This is a genomic window from Ralstonia sp. GX3-BWBA (genome assembly GCF_003290055.1).
GTDB lineage: Bacteria > Pseudomonadota > Gammaproteobacteria > Burkholderiales > Burkholderiaceae > Ralstonia > Ralstonia holmesii.
This window is the reverse complement of the sequence record NZ_QMKS01000012.1, coordinates 16,614-38,998: the sequence shown is the minus strand read 5'-3', so window position 1 is coordinate 38,998 and position 22,385 is coordinate 16,614. Positions and strand designations below refer to the sequence as shown.

Genomic DNA, 22,385 nt, shown 5'->3' with positions numbered 1-22,385 from the left:
TGTCCCGAATGTTCTTACCCGCTTAGCTCAGCCTGATACCCACCCGAGATCGGTACGGTCGCAGTGTAGAGTGTCCGTTCCTAGCTATCGAAGTCATCCAGTCCGAGACGGGGCAAACATATTTGTCGCCGCCGCCCACGGACCGGATCGAAACTAGTGTTCGAGGACAAACTTGCTTGCTTATGGTGTCCCGCGCAACACATTGATTCCTCTGCGTTTCGTAGGGCGAACATAATTGCAACTGATCACAGATGTGTGGCGAGGAAATGAAAGCGTTTCAATCTCGCTGAAATAGTTTGGTTTCTGGGGGGTAAGCCCCTCCAGAAACCTCTGTACTGCAAGGCTTTAAACACCACTTAATGTTTGCGGGCGCGCCAGCTTCGCGCAGTGCTTTTCACCCCCGCTTAGCACCCTGGTTTTTCCTCCGCTCGCGAGCATGTTATGTGGCACGTGCGCTTCAGTAGTGGAGCGATACATCTCGCGTTTCGTGATGTGTACGCCAGAATGACCTCAACGAGCGCCGGCTACGAATCATCGACGTGTGTCAACTTCCATCGCTAATAGTCGTCCCTCCGTCCACGACGATGTTTTGACCCGTCATAAAACCACCCGCTGGGCTAGCAAGCATGACGGCCACACCTGCGATTTCGTGCGGTTCTCCCACGCGCCGCAACGGGGTCAATGACAGTCGCCGGCTCATGAAGGTGCTGTCGGCAATCAATTCCGCAGCAAACGGCGTGCGGATGAGGCCTGGCGAGATGGCATTCACTCGCACGCCGTGTGGACCCCACTCAACTGCCAGGTTACGCGCCAGCTGCGCGAGGCCAGCCTTGGAAATTCCATAGAGGCCTATCCTTCGATTGCCGCGGAGTCCTGCGATGCTCGACATCAAGATCACGCTTCCAGAACCGCGCTGTGCCATGTCCGGAATGACAAGCGAGGTCAACCGAGCGGCGCTATGGAGATTCACTTCCATTACCCGCAGCCACGTGTCGTCTGTAACGTTACTGAATGGGCCTGCCGGCCCCTGGATTCCTGCGTTGCAGACGAGCGTATCGATGCGGCCATGGCGCTGCAGAACCTCACCAACCAATTGCTCAACCTGGCGCTGGTCGGATACATCGCAAGCAATACCGAACGCATTCAGGCCGCTCTGACACAGGCGAGTCGCCGTCTCAGAACAGGCTGCCTCATCCAGACCTGAAACAATAACGGTGGCGCCCTGAGTAGCGAGTGCCGTCGCAGTGGCGAAGCCCAGACCGCTCGTGGCGCCTGTAATCAGTGCCACGTGGCCGGAAAGATCAAACAGACTGCGCGCTTCGGTTTTCATACATCATGTGTCAAGTAGGTCGAGCGCTCACGTGTGCTCCTTTCATAGCGAGTCTCGTCAACGATCTGGAACGCTTCTGACCCGCATGGATGATGCGTCGATACTCAGCGTTCTATTAAAAATATGTCGCCGAAGGCAGCCATGTGGGCTGGCTGAACCGTTTCAGCCCTCCATCAGCGCCCGTTCGATCAACGCCTCGACAGTGCCGTCGTGTTGAAAGCCAGCCGCGACAGCGCGACGATCGATCAGCGGTGGCTGGCGGCCAAACAACCGCTCGATCCCATCCTCGGGGGCATAGCTGATTTGCATCGGGCCGAACCTATGCGCTAGCGCGTCGACGAGCGCACCAACCTCCAATCGCAGCACGGGGGGCGTCCAGACGCGCTCCGCGTGTAGACCGTCCGAAGACAACCGCGCAGCATGTACCAAGTTGTCGACGCAGCAGACACGCGACATCCACCATGCTGTTGCCGATGGCGAGACAGGACATACATAGGGTTGCCCGTGTTGAGCGGCGCGAAAGATCGCACTCATGAAGGCGGAACCATGTCCTAGGGACAATCCGGGCCGCGCCACGATGCCCGGCAAGCGTAACGAGCGGCCATCGACTGAGCCGCGACGCGTCCAATCGGCCAACAATTGCTCGCCAACCAACTTGTGCACGCCGTAACTGATGGTGGGGTGTACCGCCGAATGCTCGTCCATATGCGACGGCAGAGGGACTCCATAAACCGCGACACTGCTGGCAAAGACGACTCGCGGCACGGTCCCATGAACGCTCGGCTGTTTCGCGAGGCATTCGAACAACGCCAGGGTGCCATGCAAATTAATACGGTCGCCCAGATCCCGATTGGCTTCGGCCTGTGCGCCCGGCACACTCGCCAAGTGAAAGACGAGATCCACGGGCTTTGACAGCACAGCATCAAGTGTGTGCGGCGCGCCAAAGTCTCCGTTGATGACAGTAACGCGCGCATCTGCGGGGATGGCGTCGATATGCTGGTCCACAAGCATTAACTCTGCGACATCGCCTGTGGTAGCGACCCCATCGCGCAATAACCGGCGAACCAACGCTGATCCCACGAAACCATTGGCACCCGTCACCAAGGCTCTCATCGTTGCTCCTCTTTTGCACTAGCTGCACCCGCTTGAACAACACGCTGCTCAATGATGCCGAACGGCATCTCACCTTCTGCGTCGCGCGCCATCATCCTGACCCGATCGCCGAAGCGCATGAAGCCAGTCTTGGCTTCGCCTTCATCGATGATCTCGATCACACGCCGCTCTGCAATACATGCCGATCCAGCTGTGCGGCTCACATTCGATACCGTGCCGGAGCCGATGATGGTTCCAGCGGACAGTTGGCGTGTACGCGCGGCATGTGCAATGAGGTCGCCAAAGCTGAAATTCATTTCGCTGCCACATGGATGACCAAACCAGTGACCATTCCACTCGATATGCAGACGCAGTTGCACGCGGCCTTCGCGCCAATTTCCGCCCAACTCGTCGGGCGTGATGGCGACCGGCGCAAAGCTGGTCGACGGTTTGGCCTGTAGAAACCCAAAGCCGGTCTTCATCTCGCGTGGCCCAAATGCGCGCAGGCTCCAATCGTTGATCTGCACGAGCAGGCGGATGTGCTCCAAGGCCTGCGTGGCAGAGACGCCCATCGGTACGCGACCGACAACCACACCAAACTCGCCTTCGAAATCGATACCGTCGGCCTCACTGGGCAACGGCACATCCTGCGTCGGGCTGAGAAAGTCGTCGCTCGCACCCTGGTACATCACGGGGATGGTGGCGAAATCTGGAATCGGCGGCGTATTGAATGCGCGCTCCATCAGTCGACCGTGGTTGAGAAACGCCGATCCATCGCACCATTGCGGACTACGCGGCAGCGGTGCCAGACACGCAGCAGCATCGAATGCACGTGCATCGGCAATACGCCCCGCATTGAGATCGTCGTAGCGCGCCTGCAGCTTGGGGGCGACATCCTCCCAACGCTCCAGTGCATCGATCAACGTGGCGGCAATTGGGGCGGCATCGATAGCGCGCCGAAGATCGCGCGACACCAACACAAGGCGACCATCAGTTCCGCTGCCGGGCAATGTGGCGAACTTCATCGCGCCTCCGGTTGCGTCCGGGCCTGCAATGCCTCGGCGATGGCCGGGTCGTACACGCCGTCGATCAGCACGAAGAGCATCCTGCACGGCCGGCTGGAGCGGTTGGCCCAGGCGTGATTGGTGCCACGTTGAATGACCACGCTTCCCGGCGCAAGCGCCACCTCGGAATCATCGAGCACCAGCGTCATCTCGCCATCGATCACCACGCCGTAGTCGATCGATTCCGTGCGATGCATCAGCGGATGCGGCGAATCGGCGCGCACGGTAGATGCATGTGCATCGCCCACCTGGGTGAACGCTTCGTGCATCCGGGTCGCGCCACGCGCCAGGAACTCCGAGGTATCGGGCGGAATATCGACAAATCGAAAGCGCGTGCCTTGCTTTGGCGGCGGCAACATCAGCGCGCCCACGGTGGGATCCGCACCGTTGTCGATCGGCACCGGGTTGCCCGACGTGCTCCACACTTCGTGGAACACCGTGCCGGGAATGGCAGCAATTTCCACCACGGTCGGCAATGGCCCTTGCGAGACGATCACCGCGCGCCCGTCGGCGTCGTGGCCCGTCACGATACGTTGAATTGTTGGAAAGCTCATGCAATGTCCTGTTCAGCGTTGAAGATGGCGACCGCGCGCGTCCACCCCGCGGATGCCCCGCGAATCTTGTGCGGAAAGCAACTGATGACAAATCCATGCGGAGGCAGGGCCTCGAGGTTGTGCAGCTTCTCCAGGTGGCAGTAGCCAATGTCGCGACCGGCCTTGTGCCCTTCCCAGATCAGTGAGGTATCGCCCGTCTCGGCGATCTTCTTGGCGGTGTAGGAGAACGGTGCATCCCAGCTCCACGCATCGGTTCCGGTCAGGCGCACGCCGCGTTCGAGCAGGTACATCGTCGCCTCGTAGCCCATGCCGCAGCCTGCGTTGACGTAGTCGTTGTGCCCATAGCGCGCGCCCGCCCGCGTGTTGACCACGACGATGTCGAGCGGCTGCAGCGAGTGGCCGATGCGTGCAAGCTCTGCCTCCACATCGGCGGCTGTCACCACGTAGCCGTCGGGAAAGTGCCGGAAGTCGAGTTTCACGCCGGGCTGGAAGCACCATTCCAGCGGAACTTCGTCGATGGTGATCGACGGTTTGGCCTCGCCAAGGGTGGCGTCCATGGTCGAATGGAAGTGCCAGGGCGCATCGAGATGCGTGCCGCTGTGCGTGGTGAGCGTGACCCACTCGGCCGCAGCGGCTTCGCCATCGGGGTAGTCCTCGGGCTTCGTGCCGGGCAGCATGGCCATGAACTCGGGCAAGGTATCGGCATGCTTCTGGTAGGTGATCTTCGGTGCCAGCGGCGGCGGGTCGGAGAGCACGTCGTTCTCCAGATAGATGGAGAGATCGATAAAGCGTCGAGTTGGCTTCATGCGGAAGCTCCTGCTGGCACAGCGCGGCGTTCAAGACGTGAGAAACACAGCATGGCGGCAACGGCCATCAAGACAGCGGCGATGCCAAGGCTGCCGTAGCCAAGAAACTTGACCAGCGTGCCGCCAAGGATCGGCCCGACGGCGGCGCCAGTCATCAGCATGGCGGGCGTGGCGGCAACGGCGCGTCCGGTGACGTCCAACCGGGCCAGCACACCAAACGCGAAGGTGTGCGTGAAGATCATGACGGCAACGAACACCGCGCCAGCCGCCGCATACGGGGCCAGCGTTGAACTCTGCGTGATGACGAGCGCAAGTGTTGCCTGCGCGAGCGGCCCACCCAGCACAACCCGCCGGGCCGGCACATGCAACTCCAGGAACCCCGCCAGTGGCGCTGGCAGCAGGTTCACCAACCCCGTTGCGATCAATACGGAGGTGACGGCGGCCAGGCCGAAACCTCGATCCACGCCAATGCGTTCGACAAAACTGAACACCATGGCCTGAGTCACTGCCATGCAGGCCACGCCCAGCATGCCGCTCCATACGGTTGGCGAAAAGCTTGGTTCGGCTGTGGACATCTCAAGGTGCGGCGCCTTAAGGACCGGAAACGCCATCGCGCACACCGCGGCCGCAACCGCCATCACACCCGCGAAGACGCGGAACAGGATCGGTCCACCGTGCAACGCTACCAAGCCCGGTGTCACACCCAGAAAAGCGATGGCAAAGCAGCCCAGCGCCAAGCCCGCCGCAGCAAACAACCGATGCGGATTGCGACTGCGCCCGATCGTGCCGTGCGTAAAGCTCAGGCTGCATCCCACGGCGAAACCCGCAACCGCATGCAAACCCGCCATGGCCGCATAACTGTCGCCCACGGCGGCCATGCTGAGAAACGCCAGCATGGCCACCCCAAAACCGGCGGATACGGAAGCGCGGGCTGGCAGACGATTCAGGCGCGGCGCGAAGACGACGCTGCTTGCCACGGCCGCCGCCAAAAACAACGTTACCAAGCCACCCGCCTCTTGCGGGTCGAGGTGATAGCTTCCGATCAGGGTGCCAACCCATACCGGCAAGGCGACCATGTCGACCATGCCGGCGCAATGTGCAGCCAGTAGCGCGAACGTGCCCCGGCCGCCCAATCGCGCTGCGCCGCTGGTCTCAAGATTTGATTCCATGGTGGTCTCCGCCGCGTCAGATGGTCTTTGCCAGGCTCATGAGCGTGTCGCGCATGATGCGGGCGTGCTCGGCCTTGTCACCGCCGGCAATCTCGATCTCGCCCAGGCGGCCCGAGTTTTCCACCACCATGCGGCAACGGTCCCAGCGGCGATCCTGGAAGGCTTGCAGTGCGGCATCGAGCGTGGCAGCGCGTTCCAGTTCCTCGGCTAGCACGATGGCGTCTTCCAGGCCGATACCGGCACCGGCCGCCATGTGCGGTGTGGTGGCATGGACCGTATCCCCGATCAGCACGATGCGGCCGCTGAACCACGGGCGCGGCATCAATAGGCTTTCCAGCGGGCGATAGTTGATGAGCGACTGTGCCGAGATCTGCGCGCGGATGGTTTGCATCAACGGCGCGCTGAACGGTGCGAGCAGATCCGACAGCATCTGCGGCCAACGTTGCGGGTCGATGTACTCGTTCGCCTCGCGGTCTTCGGTCACGAACAGGTACATCTCGTCTTGCGATACGGGGTTGACGCCTGTCTTGACCTTCTGCCCGAGCCACATCGTTGCGCACGTGATGTCTGCGGGGCGAGGAACCACGGCACGCCAGACACCCTGGCCGGTGTACTGCGGCGTGGGTGCATTGGGAAACGCTGCCTCGCGCACCTTCGAGTACAACCCATCGGCGCCGATCACGAGGTCGTAGCGACCTTGCGTGCCATCGGTAAAGGCAACGTCCACCCCGTCGGCGCGTTGCTCAATTGCCGTGAATGTGCAGCCCAGGCGCACCTTCACGCCCGCAGCGACTGTCGCCTTGGCCAGGATGTCAGCCAGCGCCGGACGCATGATCGCGCCGCCGCCCGGCACATCCGGCCCGGCCACACGCGGCGTGGGTAACTGCCCCAGCGCCTGGCCGCTCGCTGTGAAAAGATTGACGCCATCGCCACAATAGCCGCGCTCTCGGAACGCATCGAGTACGCCAATAGTTTTCAAGGCGCGCAGCGTTGGGCCGCCGATGCTGATGCCGGCGCCATAGGCCCGCCATTTCGCATCAATCTCGACCATGTCGACCTGCATGCCGAGCTTGGCGCATTGGATGGCTGCGGCCATGCCGGAAAAGCCGCCCCCGATCACGAGGATCTTCTGCACTGGGGATGTCATTGTGGTGTCTCCTTGTTGTCTGGCATCAAGAACACGGTGCCGTTTCCGGCAACCTCGATCTTGATGGGCTCCAGCGCTTGTCCCAGGCAGGGGCCAAGAACGCAAACGCCGGAGCCGATATCGAATTGCGCGCCATGCGCATGGCAGACGATGCGGGTGCCGTCGCCATTGAGGTAGGCATCTTTGCGCCATGCCATTGGCGTTCCACCCTGATGCGGGCAGGCATCGCGGTAGGCATGAAGTGCCTCGCCTCGCCGCACCACGAAGACAGTGTCCCGGCCGATACCGCGCGGGTCAAAGCCACGCGAATGGCCATCGATCAACTCATGCAACTGGCATAGCGGTACGCGGTTGGATGTCGACATGGCTGAGTTCCGATCCCTCAGGATGCGGCGTGCGCCGCATCGGTTGCCGGCGGACCGCCCGGTGCCCAGTTCTCGCGATGCTGGAACAGGAACAGTTGCGAGGTGTCCGCCCCCATGGGGGCTTCGCGTGCGATCCAGTCGGTATCGTGCAAGTCCATGTCGGCGTCGTATTCCACATGGCAGCCGAGCGGGCTGTTGAAGTACCAGAACCAGTTCGAGCCGAAGCGATGGCGCCCCGGGCCCCAGAACGATTGATAGCCCTTCTCGACCAGTCGCGCCCCGGCCTGCATCACCTCGGTCGGGCCGCCCAGATGAAACGTGAAATGCTCACAGCCCTTCATGAACGGCGGCGTCTCGATCATGAATAGCGTGTGGTGGTCGAGCGTGCCGGCGGGGCGCAGGAAAGGCCCCACGCCGACAAAGCGATCGGTGCAGACAAAGCCCAGGCGCTTGACGTAGAACGCCTCCGCCTTCGCGGCATCCGGCACGAAGTAGACAACGTGCGAGAGCGTGCGGGCCTGCACCACGGCATCGTCGTCCACGCCTACAACGTTCGCCGGCCGCTGCGCAGGTGCGCCCGGTGCGTTGACACGCTCCGCCGGTAATTCCAGCGGGCGGCGAACCGTCACCTGAAACGCCAGCGCAAAGCCCGCATCGTCCACAGTGTGGATGGAGCCATCCGCATGGCGTTCGACGGGGCGGTCTTTCTGCAGCTCTGCGGCAATCGCCTCCAGCGTCTGCTGGTCGGCCACGCCGTAGATGGTCTGGCGCAGGAAGCTCGCGGTGCCGAGCGAGGGCGGCAAGGTCGCATCGTCCTTGTGCGCAATGCGGATGGACGTGCCGTCCAGCGCCTCGAAGCTGCCGCCGGCGGCTGTCACGCCAACCGGCTTCAGGCCGTAGTCGGTCAGATATTGCGCGCACGCGGCAACGTCGTCGACGCCAAACAGCAGTGCATCGGGTCCGATGATGTTCATGGAAGTCCTATCGGTCATGGGTTGATGATCAGGGGGCCGTCCGGCCGCCCAGTGTTTCTGCGACCCAGTCGGCGATGTAGGCACCAGCGTTGGCCGAGTTATCGAAACTGCTGTGCTGCACGCCGCCTTCGCGGTCGGTAAAAATCTTCAGCTCGCGCTTGGGGCTGTTGACGAGTTGCTCATACGTGCGGTGGGCCCAGTGCACGGGAATTTGCGAGTCCTTCTCGCCATGGGTGACGAGGAACGGCACACGAATGCGGTCAAGTACGCCATCCAGATGCACGTGTTCGGCAATGCGCATGAAGGTGTCCATGTCGGGCGCGCCCCACACCCAGCGCACGTGTTCCCAGTAGTGCGGCACGGGAAAGCTTCCCTCGCGCGCCAGGCGCTTTTTCTGCACGTCGCGCCAGTCATGGTTGGCGCCCCACACCACGCCGCACGCAAAGCGCGGCTCGAAAGCCACCGCGCGCGGACAGTAGTAGCCGCCGAGTGAAACGCCTTCCAGGCCGATGCGGTTCGGGTCGATGTCATCGCGCGTTTCCAGCCAGTCGACGATCTTGCTGGCCCACACTTCGGTGTTGTAGACCGCATGCATGTCGTGAAGGCGCAAGGCCTCGCCCGTACCAGGCTGATCAACCACGAGCGACGACACCCCGCGCCGCGCCAGCCACTGCGGCAGCCCGACGCGGTACTTCATCTCCTTGGTCGAGTCCAGCCCGTTGATCTGCACGAGAATCGGGGCCCGCCCGGTCACGCCCTCCGCACGAACATAGAGCGCTGAGAGATGCGCATCGCCATACGGGATCTCCACGCGTTCGCAGTTTTCGCCCGTCGCGGCAATGCCCTTGGCAAACACCGCCAGAAAGCGCTTGTACAGCTCAAGACGGCCTTCCGCGCCGTGCGCTTGCAAGCGCTCGCCGGTGAGGTAGTACGTGGCGGCACGGTTGTACTTGTCGCCGGCGGACAGCGTGCGCCCTCGCGCTTCGTCCTCCGCGGCCAGCTCGCACAGCTTGTCGGCCATGCGCGACCACGTTTCGCGAAACGCGCGCGTACCGGCGGCATCAGGCTGCGTGGCTGCCTCCTGCAATGGTGCGCACATCGCCTCAATTTCGCCGATGCGCGCCCCCATTTCGATGGCAAGATCGACGGACAGATTCCAGACGTAGTTCGTAGGGAAATAGCGGAACATCCCGATTCCTTTGATGCGTTTTCAGATGCCGTTGCCCGGGCCAGGCGGCTTCGCCCACAGCGGGATGGCGATGTTCAGCCACACTGCGCTGCTCTTGGACGTGTTGGCTGCATACACTCCTTGCTGATAGTTGATGTTGATATTGAAGGCGCCTGCGTCGTACGCAATGGATGGCCCTAGTGCCAAGCTGCGGGCACGGTTGTTGGCGACGGTCGCGCCATTGACCTTGTCGTCGGTGAACTGGTTCAGATAGCCGCCCACTACGCCGACTTTCCATTTGCCGAAGTTCCACCCCGCCGTGAAATCCGCCACATAGGCCGAACCCGAGCGGTATCCGGTATCGCCGTTTTCCCGGTTGATGAGAAAGCGGTTGGTCATGCCGACATCAATGCCGTTTGGCACGTTGTAACGAAACGAGAAGACCGGCTGCCATGATGTGTAGCCCACCGCCACGCTTGGGCGGTCCTGGTTGTATGCACCGTTGGCGAGCGCGATATCAAAGCCCGTGACGATGGCGAGGTTGCGCGTGACCGACCACTTCAAGATGGCAGGCGATACCGTGATATTCGACAAGCCGTTATGGCGTTGGCTCTGCCCGACAATGTCCGTATGCAGCGAGACCACCGGCACAACCAGTTGGGAATACAGGCCCGCACCCAGCACGGTGACCGGATACGCCGCCAGCAAGCGCGTCGTCATCGACGGTGCCGAGATACTGAACGGAATCGGCAGTTTGTTGCCGCTGTTGTCGTATAACCCGTTGGAGTGGCTGTAACTGAACTGCTCCAGCACGAACAACCCAGGGATCGGCGGCATGGCTGCGATGCTGGTGCCCGCAGCACCGGCCGGGTACGGCGAAACGCCCCCTTCAAATGCATTCGCGGTGTTCGACGCCAGCGCGGCCAGCGTCATGCAGCCTGCGGCAGTGCACGCCGCGGCTAGTCGTTTGTTCATGTTGTCTCCTCACTTTTCGACACCTCGTTTCGGGTGTCTGTCTTGTCGTTGAATGCGCGTAACCAAGCCGCTGCCAGCGTCTATTTGGGGCGCACATCATCCTGGGTTGTGCACCGCAATTCGCGTGTGTGCCAGGACGGGTTTAGATTAAGATGCGCTCGCGAATGGCTCAAATTGATTGTTTCCATCCGCTGTATTGGCGCCCTGAATACTTTCAGGGGAAACCCTAGCGCGAGACCACAAGACCACGCTGCGGGGGCTCCCCCAGTCGCTTCGGGAGAAGACCTTCAACGGAGACGGCGCCCATGCGCTTTAACAAGCTCAACCTAAATCTGCTCGTCGCTCTCGACGCGCTCCTGACCGAACAGAACATCAGCCGCGCCGCAGAGAAGGTCTATCTGAGCCAGGCCGCGATGAGCAATGCGCTGGCGCGGTTGCGCGAGTACTTTGACGACGAGCTGCTGGTCCAAGTCGGCCGCAAGATGGAACTGACGGCACGGGCAGAAGGCCTGAAAGACCCCGTGCGCGACATCCTTGTTCGGATCGATGCCACCGTCGCCGCACAACCGGCTTTCCTGCCACGCCAATCGGATCGGATCTTCCGCCTCCTGGTCTCGGACTACACGACGATGACCCTGATGCCGCATCTGCTGCGGCTCGCATACCACCAGGCACCGGGCGTCCGCTTTGAACTGCGCCCGCAGGTCGCCTACCCCGAGCGTGCACTGGAGCGCGGTGAAGTCGACCTGCTTATCATCCCCAAGGACTACTGCCCGGCCGAGCATCCAGCCGAGGTCGTGTTTGAGGAAACCTTTTGTTGCGTGCTGTGGGACCAAAGCCCGCTGGCCAGGGGTGAACTGACCGCCGAGCGCTACATGGGCGCCGGCCACATCGTCGTGCAGCCAGGGGACGAACACTCCGCGCTGGAGCAATGGTTCATGCACAAGCTGGGCATCGTCCGGCGGATAGAGACCACCACATTCAGCTTTGTGGCACCGGCGCACCTGTTGATCGGCACCGACCGGATTGCCACCATGCACAAGCGGCTCGCCGCCCAGGCCGTCCGCAGCCTACCCATCACGATTCGCCCGGTGCCGGTGCCCATTCCTCTCATGGAGCAATCCATGCAGTGGCACAAGCACCGCAGCGCCGATCTTGGCCTGCGCTGGCTGCGTGCGCTCATCAAGGAAGCGGCAGCGGCCATGGACGCTGCCGCGCCTGGTGCATCGCTGTCGGCATCACAATCCACACCGCAGAAATGAAGCCCACACCTTCGCCAAAGCCCGGCAAGGTGGCCATGCCGGACATGCTCAGCACGCTACCGATCATCGACCCACGCTGGCTGCTGTTTGTGCGCGTTGCCGCATCAGGGAGCCTGAGCAAAGCCGCCGCGATGCTCGACATGCCGCAGTCCATGGTCAGCCGCAACATTGCCCAGCTTGAGCAGCAGTGTGGGCAGCGCCTGTTTCGCAGAACCGGTCGCGGTGTCGTGCTCACAGAGTTTGGTGAACAGACACTGCCGCGTGTCGCCCGTCTTGTGGATGAGGCCGACGCTCTTGCCGATGACATTCGCAATGCGCGTGGTCAACCCGTTGGGGAGGTGCTGGTCGGCTTGCTGCCTTCAGCGGTCGGGCAATTTGCAGCGCCGCTGTTCGCCGCCGTGCGCGAGCAACTGCCCGGCGTGCGGCTACACCTGGTGGAAGGTGCCAGCGCGCAGCTTGAGGAGCAATTGCGGGACGGCCGGCTCGACATGGGCATTGTTCTGCGGGAAGACGAGGCGAGCATTGGTGACGCACACGTGCTTGCGCGCGTACCTCTGCATCTGGTTGGTCGACGTGGGGACGCCCTGGTCAGCAAGAGCGATGTCGCGCTGACCGCGCTGGCCGGTGTTCCTCTTGTCGTACCCAGTCGCCCTCATCTGTTGCGTGCACGGCTGGATCGTCTGGCCGCAGACCACTCCTTGCCACTGCAAGTGGCGGTAGAGGCCGATTCCGTCCGCCTGCAATACGAGATTGCCGCAGCCGGCGGCGGCTACGCTATCGCATCGGTGCAGCCCGGCATGCTGGATGCGCGGCTGGCGTCGTCGCAGATCGTCCAGCCTCTGCTTGAGCGCTTCGTGGTCTTGGCGGAATCCCCGCTCCGACCCCACACGCGGGCCACGCTGGAAGTGCGCCGCCTGATCCATCGCGTGGCGGAGTCTCACATCACCTGAGCGGCATTTTCCGCAGCTATCGATCTGGTGCATAGCTGCTTTCGCTGCCAGGCAGTACCTCGCGCAGGTGCGGCCTCCTATAGTCGGCTGGCCGTTGACTTCCACGCCCAGCGCCATGTCCGACCTGCAACCGAGCGAACTGCTCGCCCCCACGTTGTTCCTGAGCGATGCCGATGTCGCATCGCTTGCCGACTGGCCTTCGGCCGTCGCTGCCCTCGCCCGGGCCTACGCCAAACCCACGTCCGACGCCATGGTGCCGCCGCGCTCGATGGCACGCGGTGACGGCATCTGGCTGCGCAGCCTGACCGCCGTGTCGCCGGCCGGCGGCCACATGGGCTGCAAGCTGATCGCGGCATCCCCGCGTGCGCGCCGGGCAAGTTACCTGATCTCGTTGTTTGATCAGCAGACCATGGCCCTGAGCGCATTGGTCGATGGCAACAGGGTCACCGGCCTGCGTACGGCAGCGACCGCGGCGTTGGCGGTGGACCTGCTGGCACCCAATCGGCCGCTGCACGTGGCGATCATTGGCGCTGGCTTTGAAGCACGCAATGCGCTCGATTGCCTGCGTGCGGTGCGCACACTGCAATCCGTGCGCGTATACAGCCCCACGCCTGCGAGCCGCGAGCGCTTTGCCGAATCGTTTCGCACCGCACTGGACATCGCCGCATCGGAGTCGCCTGAAGCGGCTGTGGATGGCGCGGATATCGTCATCTGTGCCGCGCGCAGCCGGGACGAGTCACCCGTCCTGCACGGCGCATGGCTGTCGCCGGGCGCCACGGTGGTCTCGCTGGGTTCCACGCTGCCGGAACAGCGCGAAGTCGACGAGGAAACGATGGCGCGCGCCGCCTGCATCGTGGCCGACATGCCACAGGAAGTCGCCCACGATACTGGCGATGCCATCGCCGCCTCGCGTGCAGGCGTGCCCATCGCCAGCAAGCTGGTGCCGCTGTCGGCGCTCGCTGCGGGAGAGATCAAGCCCCGCCAGGCTGACAGCGACATCGTGCTCTACAAGTCTGTCGGGTCCGCGCTTCAGGACGTCGTCATTGCCGAGATGCTCTTTGCACACGCCAAGGAGCAAGGGCGCGGCGTGCCCCTGCCGGCCAGCATTGTTCCGATCGCCAAATAAATCACCCCCACATTCCCAAGGAGACGCCAACTATGGCCACCTACAAGAAATCCGACGCCCGCGCCTGGGCGCGCGAACACCTGATCGGCTGCTCGGCCGTCACGATACCCAGCTACAGCGCCGACTTGAAGCGCCTGAACGAACACGGCATCCGGCACGACATTGAATTGGCAACCAAGCTTGGATACAGCTACACGTTGCTGTGCAGCGAAGTTGCCATCACGCCCGAAGAAAACGCCCAGTTCACGGCCTGGGCACGCGAGACTGCAGGCAACCGGCTTGGCCTTTTCTTCCATGCGGCGTTCGGCACGCTGGCCGAAAACATTGAAGCCGTAAAGCTGGCCGAGAAAGTTGGCGCCGACATCGTCCTGCTGTCGTACCCGCCCCAGTTCTGGCCGACGAGCGAGGAAGAAATCTACAACTACACGAAGACCTTCTGTGACGCGACCGACCTTGCGGTGATGCTGTTCCCGATCCCGCTGTGGGGCTTCGAGCGTGTACATCCGGCGGGCATGCCGGTCAGCCTGGTGCGCCGGCTGCTCGACGATTGCCCCAACATCGTCGCGATCAAATCCGAGCAAGGATTTCCGCTGCCGGCTGGCATCTGCGAGATGTACCACCACTTCCGCAACGAGGTCGTCATCAGTTGCCCGATCGAAGGCGACGCGATTCCGCTGATGAGCCTGATGGAGTTGCAGTTCTCCGGCACCAGCAACACTGCATGGATGGGCGACTACTACCCGAAGGCGTTTGAACTGGCACGCACCGGCCGGTGGGAAGAGGCCATGGCGATGTACTGGAAGGTCAATCCAGCACGCAGCGCCAACGGCGCGGCCGCGCAAACCTACGCGGGCGGCACCGGCGTGCTCAATCGCACCATGTGGAAGTACCAGGACTGGCTCGCCGGCTTTAACGGTGGCCCCCTGCGCGCGCCAGCCATGCGCGTGCCGGATCGCCTGATGAAGATGCTGCGCCAAGGTCTGGTGGCGTCGGGCTTGCCCGTCACATCGGACCCGGATGAAGCCTTCATGGCCGGCCGCTTCCCCTGCTGAAGGAGCACAACCGTGAAGCACCTTCTGAAAGATCCCACGCTGTGGCGCGAAGCCGCTTTCATTGCCGGCGAATGGGTGGAAAGCACACCGCACGGTCGTTACGCGCTGCACAACCCGGCCGATCAATCGTTGCTCGTAGAACTGCCGCGCTGCCGCGAAGAGGACGTACGCCGCGCCATCGATGCGGCGCATAGCGCCTTTACCACCTGGCGCCGCACCACCGCCAGGCATCGTGGTGAAGTTCTGCGCCGGTGGTACGAATTGACGTTGGCGCATCGTGAAGATCTCGCAACGCTCATCACGCTGGAAGAGGGCAAGCCGCTGGCCGAAGCCCGTGGCGAAATCGACTACGCCGCATCGTTCCTGCGCTGGTTTGCCGAAGAGGCAACGCGCGTGCGCGGTGATGTGATTCCAGGCGCCAAGGAAGCGCAGCGCATTGTCGCGCTGCGCGAACCGATCGGGGTATGCGCAGCCATCACGCCGTGGAATTTTCCCGCCGCAATGATCACGCGCAAGGCGGGGCCGGCGCTCGCCGCCGGCTGCACGATGGTGCTCAAGCCCGCCAGCCAGACACCGATGACCGCGTTGGCACTTGCCGAACTGGCACAGCGTGCGGGTGTTCCGGCCGGTGCCTTCAGCGTAGTGACGGGCAATGACACGCGAGCGATCGGCGGTGAGCTGACGGCTAACCCGCTGGTCCGCAAGCTCACCTTCACGGGCTCGACCGAAGTCGGTCGTGTCTTGCTGGCCCAAGCCGCACAGACAGTGAAGAAATGCTCGATGGAACTCGGCGGCAACGCACCATTCATTATCTTTGACGACGCCGATCTTGATGCCGCAGCCGATGGCGTAGTGGCAGCCAAGTTCCGCAACACGGGGCAGGCGTGTATCAGCGCAAATCGCGTGCTGGTGCAGTCCAGCATTTACGATGCGCTTGCCGAACGTGTGGCCGAACGCGTAGCCCGCCTGCGTACGGGTAACGGCCTGGAAGCAGACGTGCAGCTTGGCCCGCTGATCGACGCGGCGGCTGTGCGAAAAGTTGAAGAGCACGTGGTCGATGCCCTGGACAAAGGCGCGCGGCTTCTACACGGTGGCAACCGGCATGCGCTCGGTGGCAACTTTTTCGAGCCGACCGTACTAGCCGACGTTACGCACGATATGCTGATTGCCCGCGAGGAGACCTTCGGCCCCGTGGCGCCTCTATTCCGTTTCGATACCGACGATGACGCCATCGCCATGGCCAACGACACCGAATACGGACTTGCCGCGTATTTGTACAGCCGCGACGCTGCCCGCATCTGGCGCAATGCTGCCCGCATCGAGTCGGGCATGGTCGGCATCAACACCGGCCTGATCTCCAACGAAGTCGCGCCATTCGGTGGTGTGAAGCAAAGCGGCCTGGGGCGCGAAGGTTCGCACCTCGGTATCGACGAGTTCCTGGAGGTCAAATATCTCTGCTGGGACGGCCTCGACGCCGCTTGAGTCCGATGGATAGCCCAACCTCAACTCACAAAGGACAACGATGATCAAGATGATCGCTGCGGTCTGCCGCCGCCCTGGTATGACGCATGCCGAATACGTGGCCTATGTACAGCACGTGCATGGCGCGATCTCGAATGAGAACCCCGTCACCCTGCGGCGCTACGTGCAGAACCACGTCTTCGATGCGGCGTTCGGATCGACCGCCGAACCCGAACATTCGATGACGGTTGCACGGGATTCGGTGACGGAACTGTACTGGGACAATGCGCAGGACATGTCCGCCACCTTTGCACATGAGCACGTGCGTACAAAGGTTGGGCCTGATGCCGCCAACTTCGCAGACGCCAGCGTTTCGCTCAGTTTGGTGGCGGTGGAAGCGGAGCAGCCGGTTGTGACTCCGAAACGCGCATGTGGGGCCAAGGTTCTGCACTACCTGCGGGCTGCAGAAGGATTGTCACTACCCGAGTTCTTTGATCGATGGTCCCGGGCGCACGAGCTGGCCTTGGCCGCCGAGCCGCTTGCCGCAGCCGCATTGCGACGCTGCGTACATAACAGGCAGGTTCCGGAATTCAATGCCATGCTGGCCTACTTCAGTGCCACGGATGTGCCCGTCTACGAAGGTGTTGCCAGTCTCTGGTTCGATGATGTGTCGTCCGTTGGCGCATTCCGCGCCTATGAACGCGCGCTGCTCGCGATCAACGCTAACGCCACCACCACGTTCTACCGTCCGGCCCAGTCCTTCTTCCTCTACGCGACGGAAGTACCAATTTACGAGCGCAGCTAGCATCAAGCATCATGCTCTTGCATTGGCCCGGCCTGACGGCCATGTGGCGTGGGTCGATGACGGAACGGCGCGGGGGCTGCAGGAGGCGTTGCAGCGGTGGTTCGGCCCGGCGGCGGCCTGACAACTGCCCCGCTGGCGGCACGGCCAGGTGGAGGGCGGCGTCTATCCAGGTGTTTGAAGCGGCTGGCGTGATTGGGGTGGCCGGTATGCTGCACGACAACTCAATCACCGACTCTTTGGAGACCCGCATGTTCAACGTCCTCTGCAAGCTCGTCCTGCTCGCCGTGTATGGCGTTGCGTTGGCCAGCTATGCCACGCCGCTGCCGCTGTCCGCCGATGCCATCGGCTGGTTGCGCGTCGCGGCCTTGGCGTTGCTGGCGGCGCATGCGCTGGAGGTGGTGTTCTGCTTCCGTAAGGTGTCGCTGCACAAGGGCCCGTTGCTCGACAGCGTGTTGCTGACGTTGCTGTTCGGTTTTCTGCACTGGAAGCCGATGGCAGACGTTGCACGGCAAGCTCGCTGATCGCCGCCGATAAAGCCTGACTAGCCGCAACGGCAGCGCAGACCTACTCTAGTTCCAGTCGTCCCCTGATTGACTCGATTGGACTTCTTTGCTGCAACGCAGCATTGATCATGGACAGAGTGGAACGAACGGCGTTTGTCTTTGCCGGCGGCGGCAGCCTCGGCGCCATCGAGGCCGGCATGCTGCGCGAGCTGGTGGCCTCGGGCGTGGTCCCGGACATGGTGGTGGGCGCCTCGGCGGGCGCCATCAACGCAGCCTTTTTTGCGTGCAACCCGCACGCGGCGGGCACGGCCCAGCTTGAGGCGCTATGGCGCGGTGTGCGGCGCGCCGATGTGATGCCGTGGTCCTGGCGTGCGATGTTCAGCATGCTGGGGGGCCTGGGTGGGCAACGGGAGCACCTAGTCGATGCATCTGGCCTGCAGCGCCTGCTGACGCGGCATTTCGGGCAGACCCTGCTGGAGGCGGCCACGCTCCCCCTGCATGTTGTGGCCACCGACATGCAAACTGGCGCCGAGGTGGTGCTGTCTTCCGGCGCCATCGTGCCAGCGGTGCTTGCCAGCGCCGCCATTCCGGGTGTGTTTCCGCCGGTGCGCATTGGTGATCGCCTGTTGATCGACGGGGGCGTCGCCAACAACACGCCAATCTCCGCCGCCATCCGGCTGGGCGCCACACGTGTCGTCGTATTGCCAGCGGGGTTTGCGTGTGCCGACCGCCGCGCCCCGCGCAGCGCCATCGAGCACGCTCTGAACGCCTTGTCACTGCTGGTGGCGCGTCAGCTTGTGCAAGACCTGGAGCGCTGGGCCGGGCAGGTGCCCATTGCCGTGGTGCCGCCGCTGTGCCCCCTCGACGTGTCGCCCTACGACTACGCCCGCTGCGGAGAACTCATCGACCGCGCCGCTGCCGCCACTGCGGCATGGCTGGCGGCCGATGGTCTGGCGGGCACCGGCATACCGGGCGCGCTGCGTGAGCACCATCACGACGCGACCCAGGCCAGTTGCAGTGCCAAGGTTTGATGCCACGGCAAAAGGCAACGGGGCGACACGGCAAGGCAAAGTCGGGCAGGGCAATTTCAGCGTGGGGCTGGACCTTGGGTGCCTGACCGCTTACAACCCGCGATGCCGCGCGCTGTGTGTGCTCGCAGCAAGCACCACCGATTGAGACACGCAAGACAAGAAGATCAGCGAATCGTCGTGGCGCTTCTTTTTCGCCTTTTTAGATAGCCACATAGGCATCGTCCACATCAAGGTGGCATGAGCCCGGCACCTCCCGGCTCACTCTTTCTCCCTATGCACCGGAAACAACGCCGACAACACCTGTCGCGCCGTTCCGCGCAGCACGCCGCTCGTATCCGGGTCGCCATACGCCAGTGCGGTCGCAAAGTTGCGTGCCTGCTGCAGCGTGACGTGCGGCGGCAGCGGCGGCACATCGGGGTCGGTCTTCACTTCCAGCACCACGGGCCGGTCTGCGTTGAGTGCTTCGTGCCACGCGCCGGCCAGTTGGTCGGGGTTGTCGACGTAGATGCCCTTCAGGCCGATCAACTCTGCAAAGCGGTGATACGGCACGTCTGGGATGTCCTGTGAGGCGGGAAATTTCGGGTCCCCTTCCATCACGCGCTGCTCCCAGGTGACTTCGTTCAAGTCCTGGTTGTTGAGCACCATGCAGATCCACTTGGCAGACTTCCAGCGCTTCCAGTATTTCGACACGGTGATGAGTTCGGCCATGTTGTTCATCTGCATGGCGCCGTCGCCCACGAATGCAATGACGGGTCTCTCCGGGTGCGCAAACTTGGCGGCAATTGCATACGGAACGGCTGCTCCCATCGATGCCAACCCGCCCGATAGCGAGCCCATCATGCCGGGCTTGAACTTCAGATCGCGCGCATACCAGTTCGCACACGTGCCGGAGTCGCTGGTGACGATCACGTTGTCCGGCAGCTTGGGTGACAGTTCCCAGAACACGCGCTGCGGGTTGACGGGGTAGGCCGGTTGCAGCGCGCGGCTTTCCAACGTTTTCCACCAGCTCTCATTCCACCGGGCAATGCGGTCGGGCCAGTAGCGATCGGTCTTGCGCTGGAGTAGCGGCAGCAGTGCTCGCAACGTTTGTGCGCTGTCGCCAACCAGATTGACCTCCATCGGATACCGCAGCCCGAGCATGCCGGGGTCCAGGTCGATCTGGACGCCACGCGCCTGGCCTTCCTTGGGCAGGAACTCCGCATAAGGAAAACCGGAGCCGACCATCAGCAGCGTGTCGCAGTGGTTCATCAGCTCCCAGCTCGGCTCGGTGCCCAGCAGGCCGATGGCGCCGGTCACATAGGGCAGCTCGTCGGGCAACACGGCCTTGCCGAGCAGCGCCTTGGCCACGCCTGCGCCCAGCGTTTCTGCCACCGCTGCCACTTCCGCGCTGGCCCCGAGTGCGCCGGCGCCCACGAGCATTGCTACCCTGCGGCCGCTGTTGAGGATGTCCGCCGCGCGCTCCAGATCAGCGGTTTGCGGCACTACGCTGGGCGCGCTGTAGCCGACGCCCGAGTGCACCGTGCCGTGCGCGCGCGCCGGCTCGGTGTAGGGCATTTCCTGCAGGTCGTTCGGCAGTACGAGTGCCGTCACGCGGCGCTGCCCGATGGCGATGCGCACCGCGCGGTCCAACAGATGCCGCACCTGCGCCGGCATGCTGGCCTGGTGCACAAACGCGCCAGCCACGTCGCGGAACATCGCCACCAGATCCACCTCTTGCTGGTAGTGCCCGCCGACGGCCGTGCGCGCCTGCTGCCCGGTAATCGCCAGCACCGGCATGTGGTCGAGCCGTGCGTCATACAGCCCCGTGATGAGGTGCGCGGCGCCAGGCCCGGAGGTCGCCATGCACACGCCCAGCTCACCCGTGAACTTGGCGTGTGCAGAGGCCATGAAGGCGGCCATCTCTTCATGCCGCACTTGCACGAACTCGATCTTGCCGCCCGCGCGCTGCAGGGCACCGAACATGCCGTTGATGCCGTCCCCAGGGTAGCCAAAGATGCGCCGCACGCCCCAGTCGTACAGGCGGGCGACGAGGAAGTCGCAGACGGTGGCTTGCATGGTCTCTGTCCAGTATCGGGTGGTCGTATCAGCTTGCTGTTTCGGCCAGCAGCGCTTCCTTGCGCGCGGTCATGGGCTCCTGCAGCGGCGTCAGGTCGACGTGCTGACGGACCAGCTTGGGAAAGAGTTCGGTCTCTTCTTCCTCCACGTGGTGTGAGACGTACTCGGCCAACACCGTGAACTTGGCCGCGAACAGATCGTCGCCCGCGTGCATGCCGTTCAACTGCTGGATCAGATCCTTGGCGGTGGCATGCTCGACCACGGCTTCGTCGACGAGGTCCTTGAACGCTTCGCCTCCGTTGTCCCGTACGAACGGGTAGAACACTTCTTCCTCGAGCTGCGTGTGCACGGTCAACTTTTCACACGCTTCGCGCACGATTTGCTCGCCGGCAGCCTTGTCCTTTTCTTGCTGGAACGTCTTGAAGAGTTTTTTCACCTCGCGGTGATCGTCCAGCAGCATCGACAGCACGGCGCGTTGCGCCACTGGGATTTCAGCTTTGTTCATGGGGCTCTCCGGTAGGGGTTTCTGTTTTGATACGCCGTACCGTCGAGCAAGCGCCATGCCGTGCGCGTGTCTTTCACGGCGATGCGCCGCAGGCAAGCTTCGTGCTGACACGGTTGATTGCGTGCGACAGACGCCGCGCTCATGCGTGGCCGCCGCACACCATCCTGAACGTCAACTGATTGATGGGAGGTAACTGCTATGCAAACCACGACAACCGGCACCACGCTGGGCACCGGCACTGGAACCGGTGTAGGAACCACCGCCGGCATACGCATGCGCATCATCGGGCGCGCCGACACCGATTCGGCCGGCCCCGGCCCGGAGCTGATGGCCGCGGATACGCTGGAGGGCAATCGCGTGGTCAACCTGAACGGAGAAGACCTCGGCAAGATCACCGACATCATGCTCGACGTGCAGCGCGGCCGGATCGCCTACGCGGTGATGTCAGTGGGCGGCTTCCTGGGCATCGGCGACAAGCTCTTTGCAGTGCCGTGGAGCGCCATGTCGCTGGACGTTGACCGCAAGTGCTTCGTGCTCGACGCCAACAAGGACCGCCTTGAGGCCGCCCCCGGTTTCGACAAGGACAGCTGGCCCACCATGGCCGACCCGACCTGGGCCGAGTCCGTGCATGAGTACTACGGCTCGCGTCCGTACTGGGAAGAGTACTAAGGTACTGAGCGCCCGCAGGCACGCCATTCGCTTACGTGTCTTCAGCCACGCTTGAAACAGGAGGGCGCCATGGAGAAAGGCAAGAAAGAGAAGCATCCGCACGCAGAAAAACGTGAGGAACTGGTGGAAAAGGCCGTGGAAGACACGTTCCCGGCCAGTGACCCGCCCGCCACGGGCGGCATCACGCGCGTTGTCGACAAGGACAAAAACGCGAACGCACACCAGGACAAGCGCACCCACAACGGCAACCACCGGTAGACCTCTGCCGGCAATGCCGCGCCCGCATCGCCCCTCTGGCATGCGGGCGTTTTTTTCGATACCG

24 protein-coding genes are annotated in these 22,385 nt (G+C 63.0%); 11 read left to right on the top strand and 13 right to left on the bottom strand.

Annotated features, from left to right (window positions below):
• Window positions 1-544: 544 nt before the first annotated feature.
• From DOD19_RS14460 to DOD19_RS14410, 11 genes are all read right to left on the bottom strand, one after another.
• Window positions 545-1,330 carry an SDR family oxidoreductase gene (locus DOD19_RS14460; protein ID WP_024976919.1) on the bottom strand — a complete coding sequence of 262 codons (786 nt, stop codon included), beginning with the start codon at window positions 1,328-1,330 and terminating at the stop codon, window positions 545-547.
• A gap of 162 nt (window positions 1,331-1,492) precedes the next feature.
• The gene (locus DOD19_RS14455; protein ID WP_112186225.1) at window positions 1,493-2,443 is read right to left on the bottom strand and encodes an NAD-dependent epimerase/dehydratase family protein; all 951 of its coding nucleotides are present in this window, start codon (window positions 2,441-2,443) and stop codon (window positions 1,493-1,495) included.
• Window positions 2,440-3,447: a fumarylacetoacetate hydrolase family protein gene (locus DOD19_RS14450; protein WP_112186224.1), complete on the bottom strand. Its 1,008-nt coding sequence runs from the start codon at window positions 3,445-3,447 to the stop codon at window positions 2,440-2,442. Before DOD19_RS14450 ends, DOD19_RS14455 begins: the two co-directional genes overlap by 4 nt.
• Window positions 3,444-4,040: a cupin domain-containing protein gene (locus DOD19_RS14445; protein ID WP_112186223.1), complete on the bottom strand. Its 597-nt coding sequence runs from the start codon at window positions 4,038-4,040 to the stop codon at window positions 3,444-3,446. The genes DOD19_RS14450 and DOD19_RS14445 overlap by 4 nt, the downstream gene beginning before the upstream one ends.
• The gene (locus DOD19_RS14440) at window positions 4,037-4,846 is read right to left on the bottom strand and encodes a cyclase family protein (protein ID WP_112186222.1); all 810 of its coding nucleotides are present in this window, start codon (window positions 4,844-4,846) and stop codon (window positions 4,037-4,039) included. Before DOD19_RS14440 ends, DOD19_RS14445 begins: the two co-directional genes overlap by 4 nt.
• Window positions 4,843-6,015, bottom strand: a complete 1,173-nt coding sequence (locus tag DOD19_RS14435) for an MFS transporter (protein ID WP_024976914.1) — start codon at window positions 6,013-6,015, stop codon at window positions 4,843-4,845. Before DOD19_RS14435 ends, DOD19_RS14440 begins: the two co-directional genes overlap by 4 nt.
• A gap of 16 nt (window positions 6,016-6,031) precedes the next feature.
• A complete protein-coding gene (locus DOD19_RS14430) occupies window positions 6,032-7,162 on the bottom strand; it encodes an FAD-dependent oxidoreductase (RefSeq protein ID WP_024976913.1) in 1,131 nt (376 codons plus the stop codon).
• Window positions 7,159-7,527 (bottom strand): Rieske (2Fe-2S) protein, encoded by a 369-nt coding sequence (locus tag DOD19_RS14425; protein ID WP_024976912.1) that lies wholly within the window; start codon window positions 7,525-7,527, stop codon window positions 7,159-7,161. The genes DOD19_RS14430 and DOD19_RS14425 overlap by 4 nt, the downstream gene beginning before the upstream one ends.
• 17 nt (window positions 7,528-7,544) lie before the next feature.
• Window positions 7,545-8,501: a VOC family protein gene (locus DOD19_RS14420; protein WP_112186221.1), complete on the bottom strand. Its 957-nt coding sequence runs from the start codon at window positions 8,499-8,501 to the stop codon at window positions 7,545-7,547.
• Window positions 8,502-8,529: 28 nt separating this feature from the next.
• Window positions 8,530-9,690 carry a prolyl oligopeptidase family serine peptidase gene (locus DOD19_RS14415; protein ID WP_112186220.1) on the bottom strand — a complete coding sequence of 387 codons (1,161 nt, stop codon included), beginning with the start codon at window positions 9,688-9,690 and terminating at the stop codon, window positions 8,530-8,532.
• A gap of 21 nt (window positions 9,691-9,711) precedes the next feature.
• Window positions 9,712-10,644, bottom strand: coding sequence for a transporter (locus DOD19_RS14410; protein ID WP_024976909.1), 933 nt, complete (start codon window positions 10,642-10,644; stop codon window positions 9,712-9,714).
• Window positions 10,645-10,949: 305 nt separating this feature from the next.
• Between DOD19_RS14410 and DOD19_RS14405 the strand changes: the two genes are divergently transcribed.
• From DOD19_RS14405 to DOD19_RS14370, 9 genes are all read left to right on the top strand, one after another.
• On the top strand, window positions 10,950-11,906 hold the full coding sequence (locus DOD19_RS14405; protein WP_024976908.1) for a LysR family transcriptional regulator: 957 nt from the start codon (window positions 10,950-10,952) through the stop codon (window positions 11,904-11,906).
• Window positions 11,903-12,856, top strand: a complete 954-nt coding sequence (locus DOD19_RS14400; protein WP_235193190.1) for a LysR family transcriptional regulator — start codon at window positions 11,903-11,905, stop codon at window positions 12,854-12,856. The genes DOD19_RS14405 and DOD19_RS14400 overlap by 4 nt, the downstream gene beginning before the upstream one ends.
• Before the next feature lie 115 nt (window positions 12,857-12,971).
• Window positions 12,972-13,982: an NAD(P)-binding domain-containing protein gene (locus DOD19_RS14395; RefSeq protein WP_024976906.1), complete on the top strand. Its 1,011-nt coding sequence runs from the start codon at window positions 12,972-12,974 to the stop codon at window positions 13,980-13,982.
• A gap of 32 nt (window positions 13,983-14,014) precedes the next feature.
• Complete coding sequence (locus tag DOD19_RS14390) at window positions 14,015-15,034, top strand: dihydrodipicolinate synthase family protein (RefSeq protein WP_112186219.1); 1,020 nt, start codon at window positions 14,015-14,017, stop codon at window positions 15,032-15,034.
• 12 nt (window positions 15,035-15,046) lie between these two features.
• Window positions 15,047-16,516: an NAD-dependent succinate-semialdehyde dehydrogenase gene (locus DOD19_RS14385; RefSeq protein WP_112186218.1), complete on the top strand. Its 1,470-nt coding sequence runs from the start codon at window positions 15,047-15,049 to the stop codon at window positions 16,514-16,516.
• Window positions 16,517-16,556: 40 nt separating this feature from the next.
• Complete coding sequence (locus tag DOD19_RS14380) at window positions 16,557-17,300, top strand: EthD domain-containing protein (RefSeq protein WP_024976903.1); 744 nt, start codon at window positions 16,557-16,559, stop codon at window positions 17,298-17,300.
• Window positions 17,191-17,421, top strand: a complete 231-nt coding sequence (locus tag DOD19_RS28240) for a hypothetical protein (protein WP_343226183.1) — start codon at window positions 17,191-17,193, stop codon at window positions 17,419-17,421. Before DOD19_RS14380 ends, DOD19_RS28240 begins: the two co-directional genes overlap by 110 nt.
• A gap of 127 nt (window positions 17,422-17,548) precedes the next feature.
• Window positions 17,549-17,821 carry a DUF1145 domain-containing protein gene (locus DOD19_RS14375; protein ID WP_112186577.1) on the top strand — a complete coding sequence of 91 codons (273 nt, stop codon included), beginning with the start codon at window positions 17,549-17,551 and terminating at the stop codon, window positions 17,819-17,821.
• 110 nt (window positions 17,822-17,931) lie between these two features.
• The gene (locus tag DOD19_RS14370; RefSeq protein ID WP_037031825.1) at window positions 17,932-18,834 is read left to right on the top strand and encodes a patatin-like phospholipase family protein; all 903 of its coding nucleotides are present in this window, start codon (window positions 17,932-17,934) and stop codon (window positions 18,832-18,834) included.
• A gap of 258 nt (window positions 18,835-19,092) precedes the next feature.
• On the opposite strand, the gene DOD19_RS14365 is transcribed toward DOD19_RS14370, so the two are convergent.
• Entirely contained in the window at window positions 19,093-20,889 is a 1,797-nt protein-coding gene (locus DOD19_RS14365) for a thiamine pyrophosphate-requiring protein (protein WP_112186217.1), read from the bottom strand.
• Window positions 20,890-20,917: 28 nt separating this feature from the next.
• Window positions 20,918-21,394, bottom strand: a complete 477-nt coding sequence (locus DOD19_RS14360; protein WP_024976899.1) for a hemerythrin domain-containing protein — start codon at window positions 21,392-21,394, stop codon at window positions 20,918-20,920.
• Between the two features lie 198 nt (window positions 21,395-21,592).
• On the opposite strand from DOD19_RS14360, the gene DOD19_RS14355 reads away from it, so the two are divergent.
• Both DOD19_RS14355 and DOD19_RS14350 read left to right on the top strand, forming a co-directional pair.
• A complete protein-coding gene (locus DOD19_RS14355; RefSeq protein ID WP_024976898.1) occupies window positions 21,593-22,063 on the top strand; it encodes a PRC-barrel domain-containing protein in 471 nt (156 codons plus the stop codon).
• Window positions 22,064-22,132: 69 nt separating this feature from the next.
• On the top strand, window positions 22,133-22,321 hold the full coding sequence (locus DOD19_RS14350) for a hypothetical protein (protein ID WP_024976897.1): 189 nt from the start codon (window positions 22,133-22,135) through the stop codon (window positions 22,319-22,321).
• The last annotated feature ends 64 nt before the right edge of the window (window positions 22,322-22,385 follow it).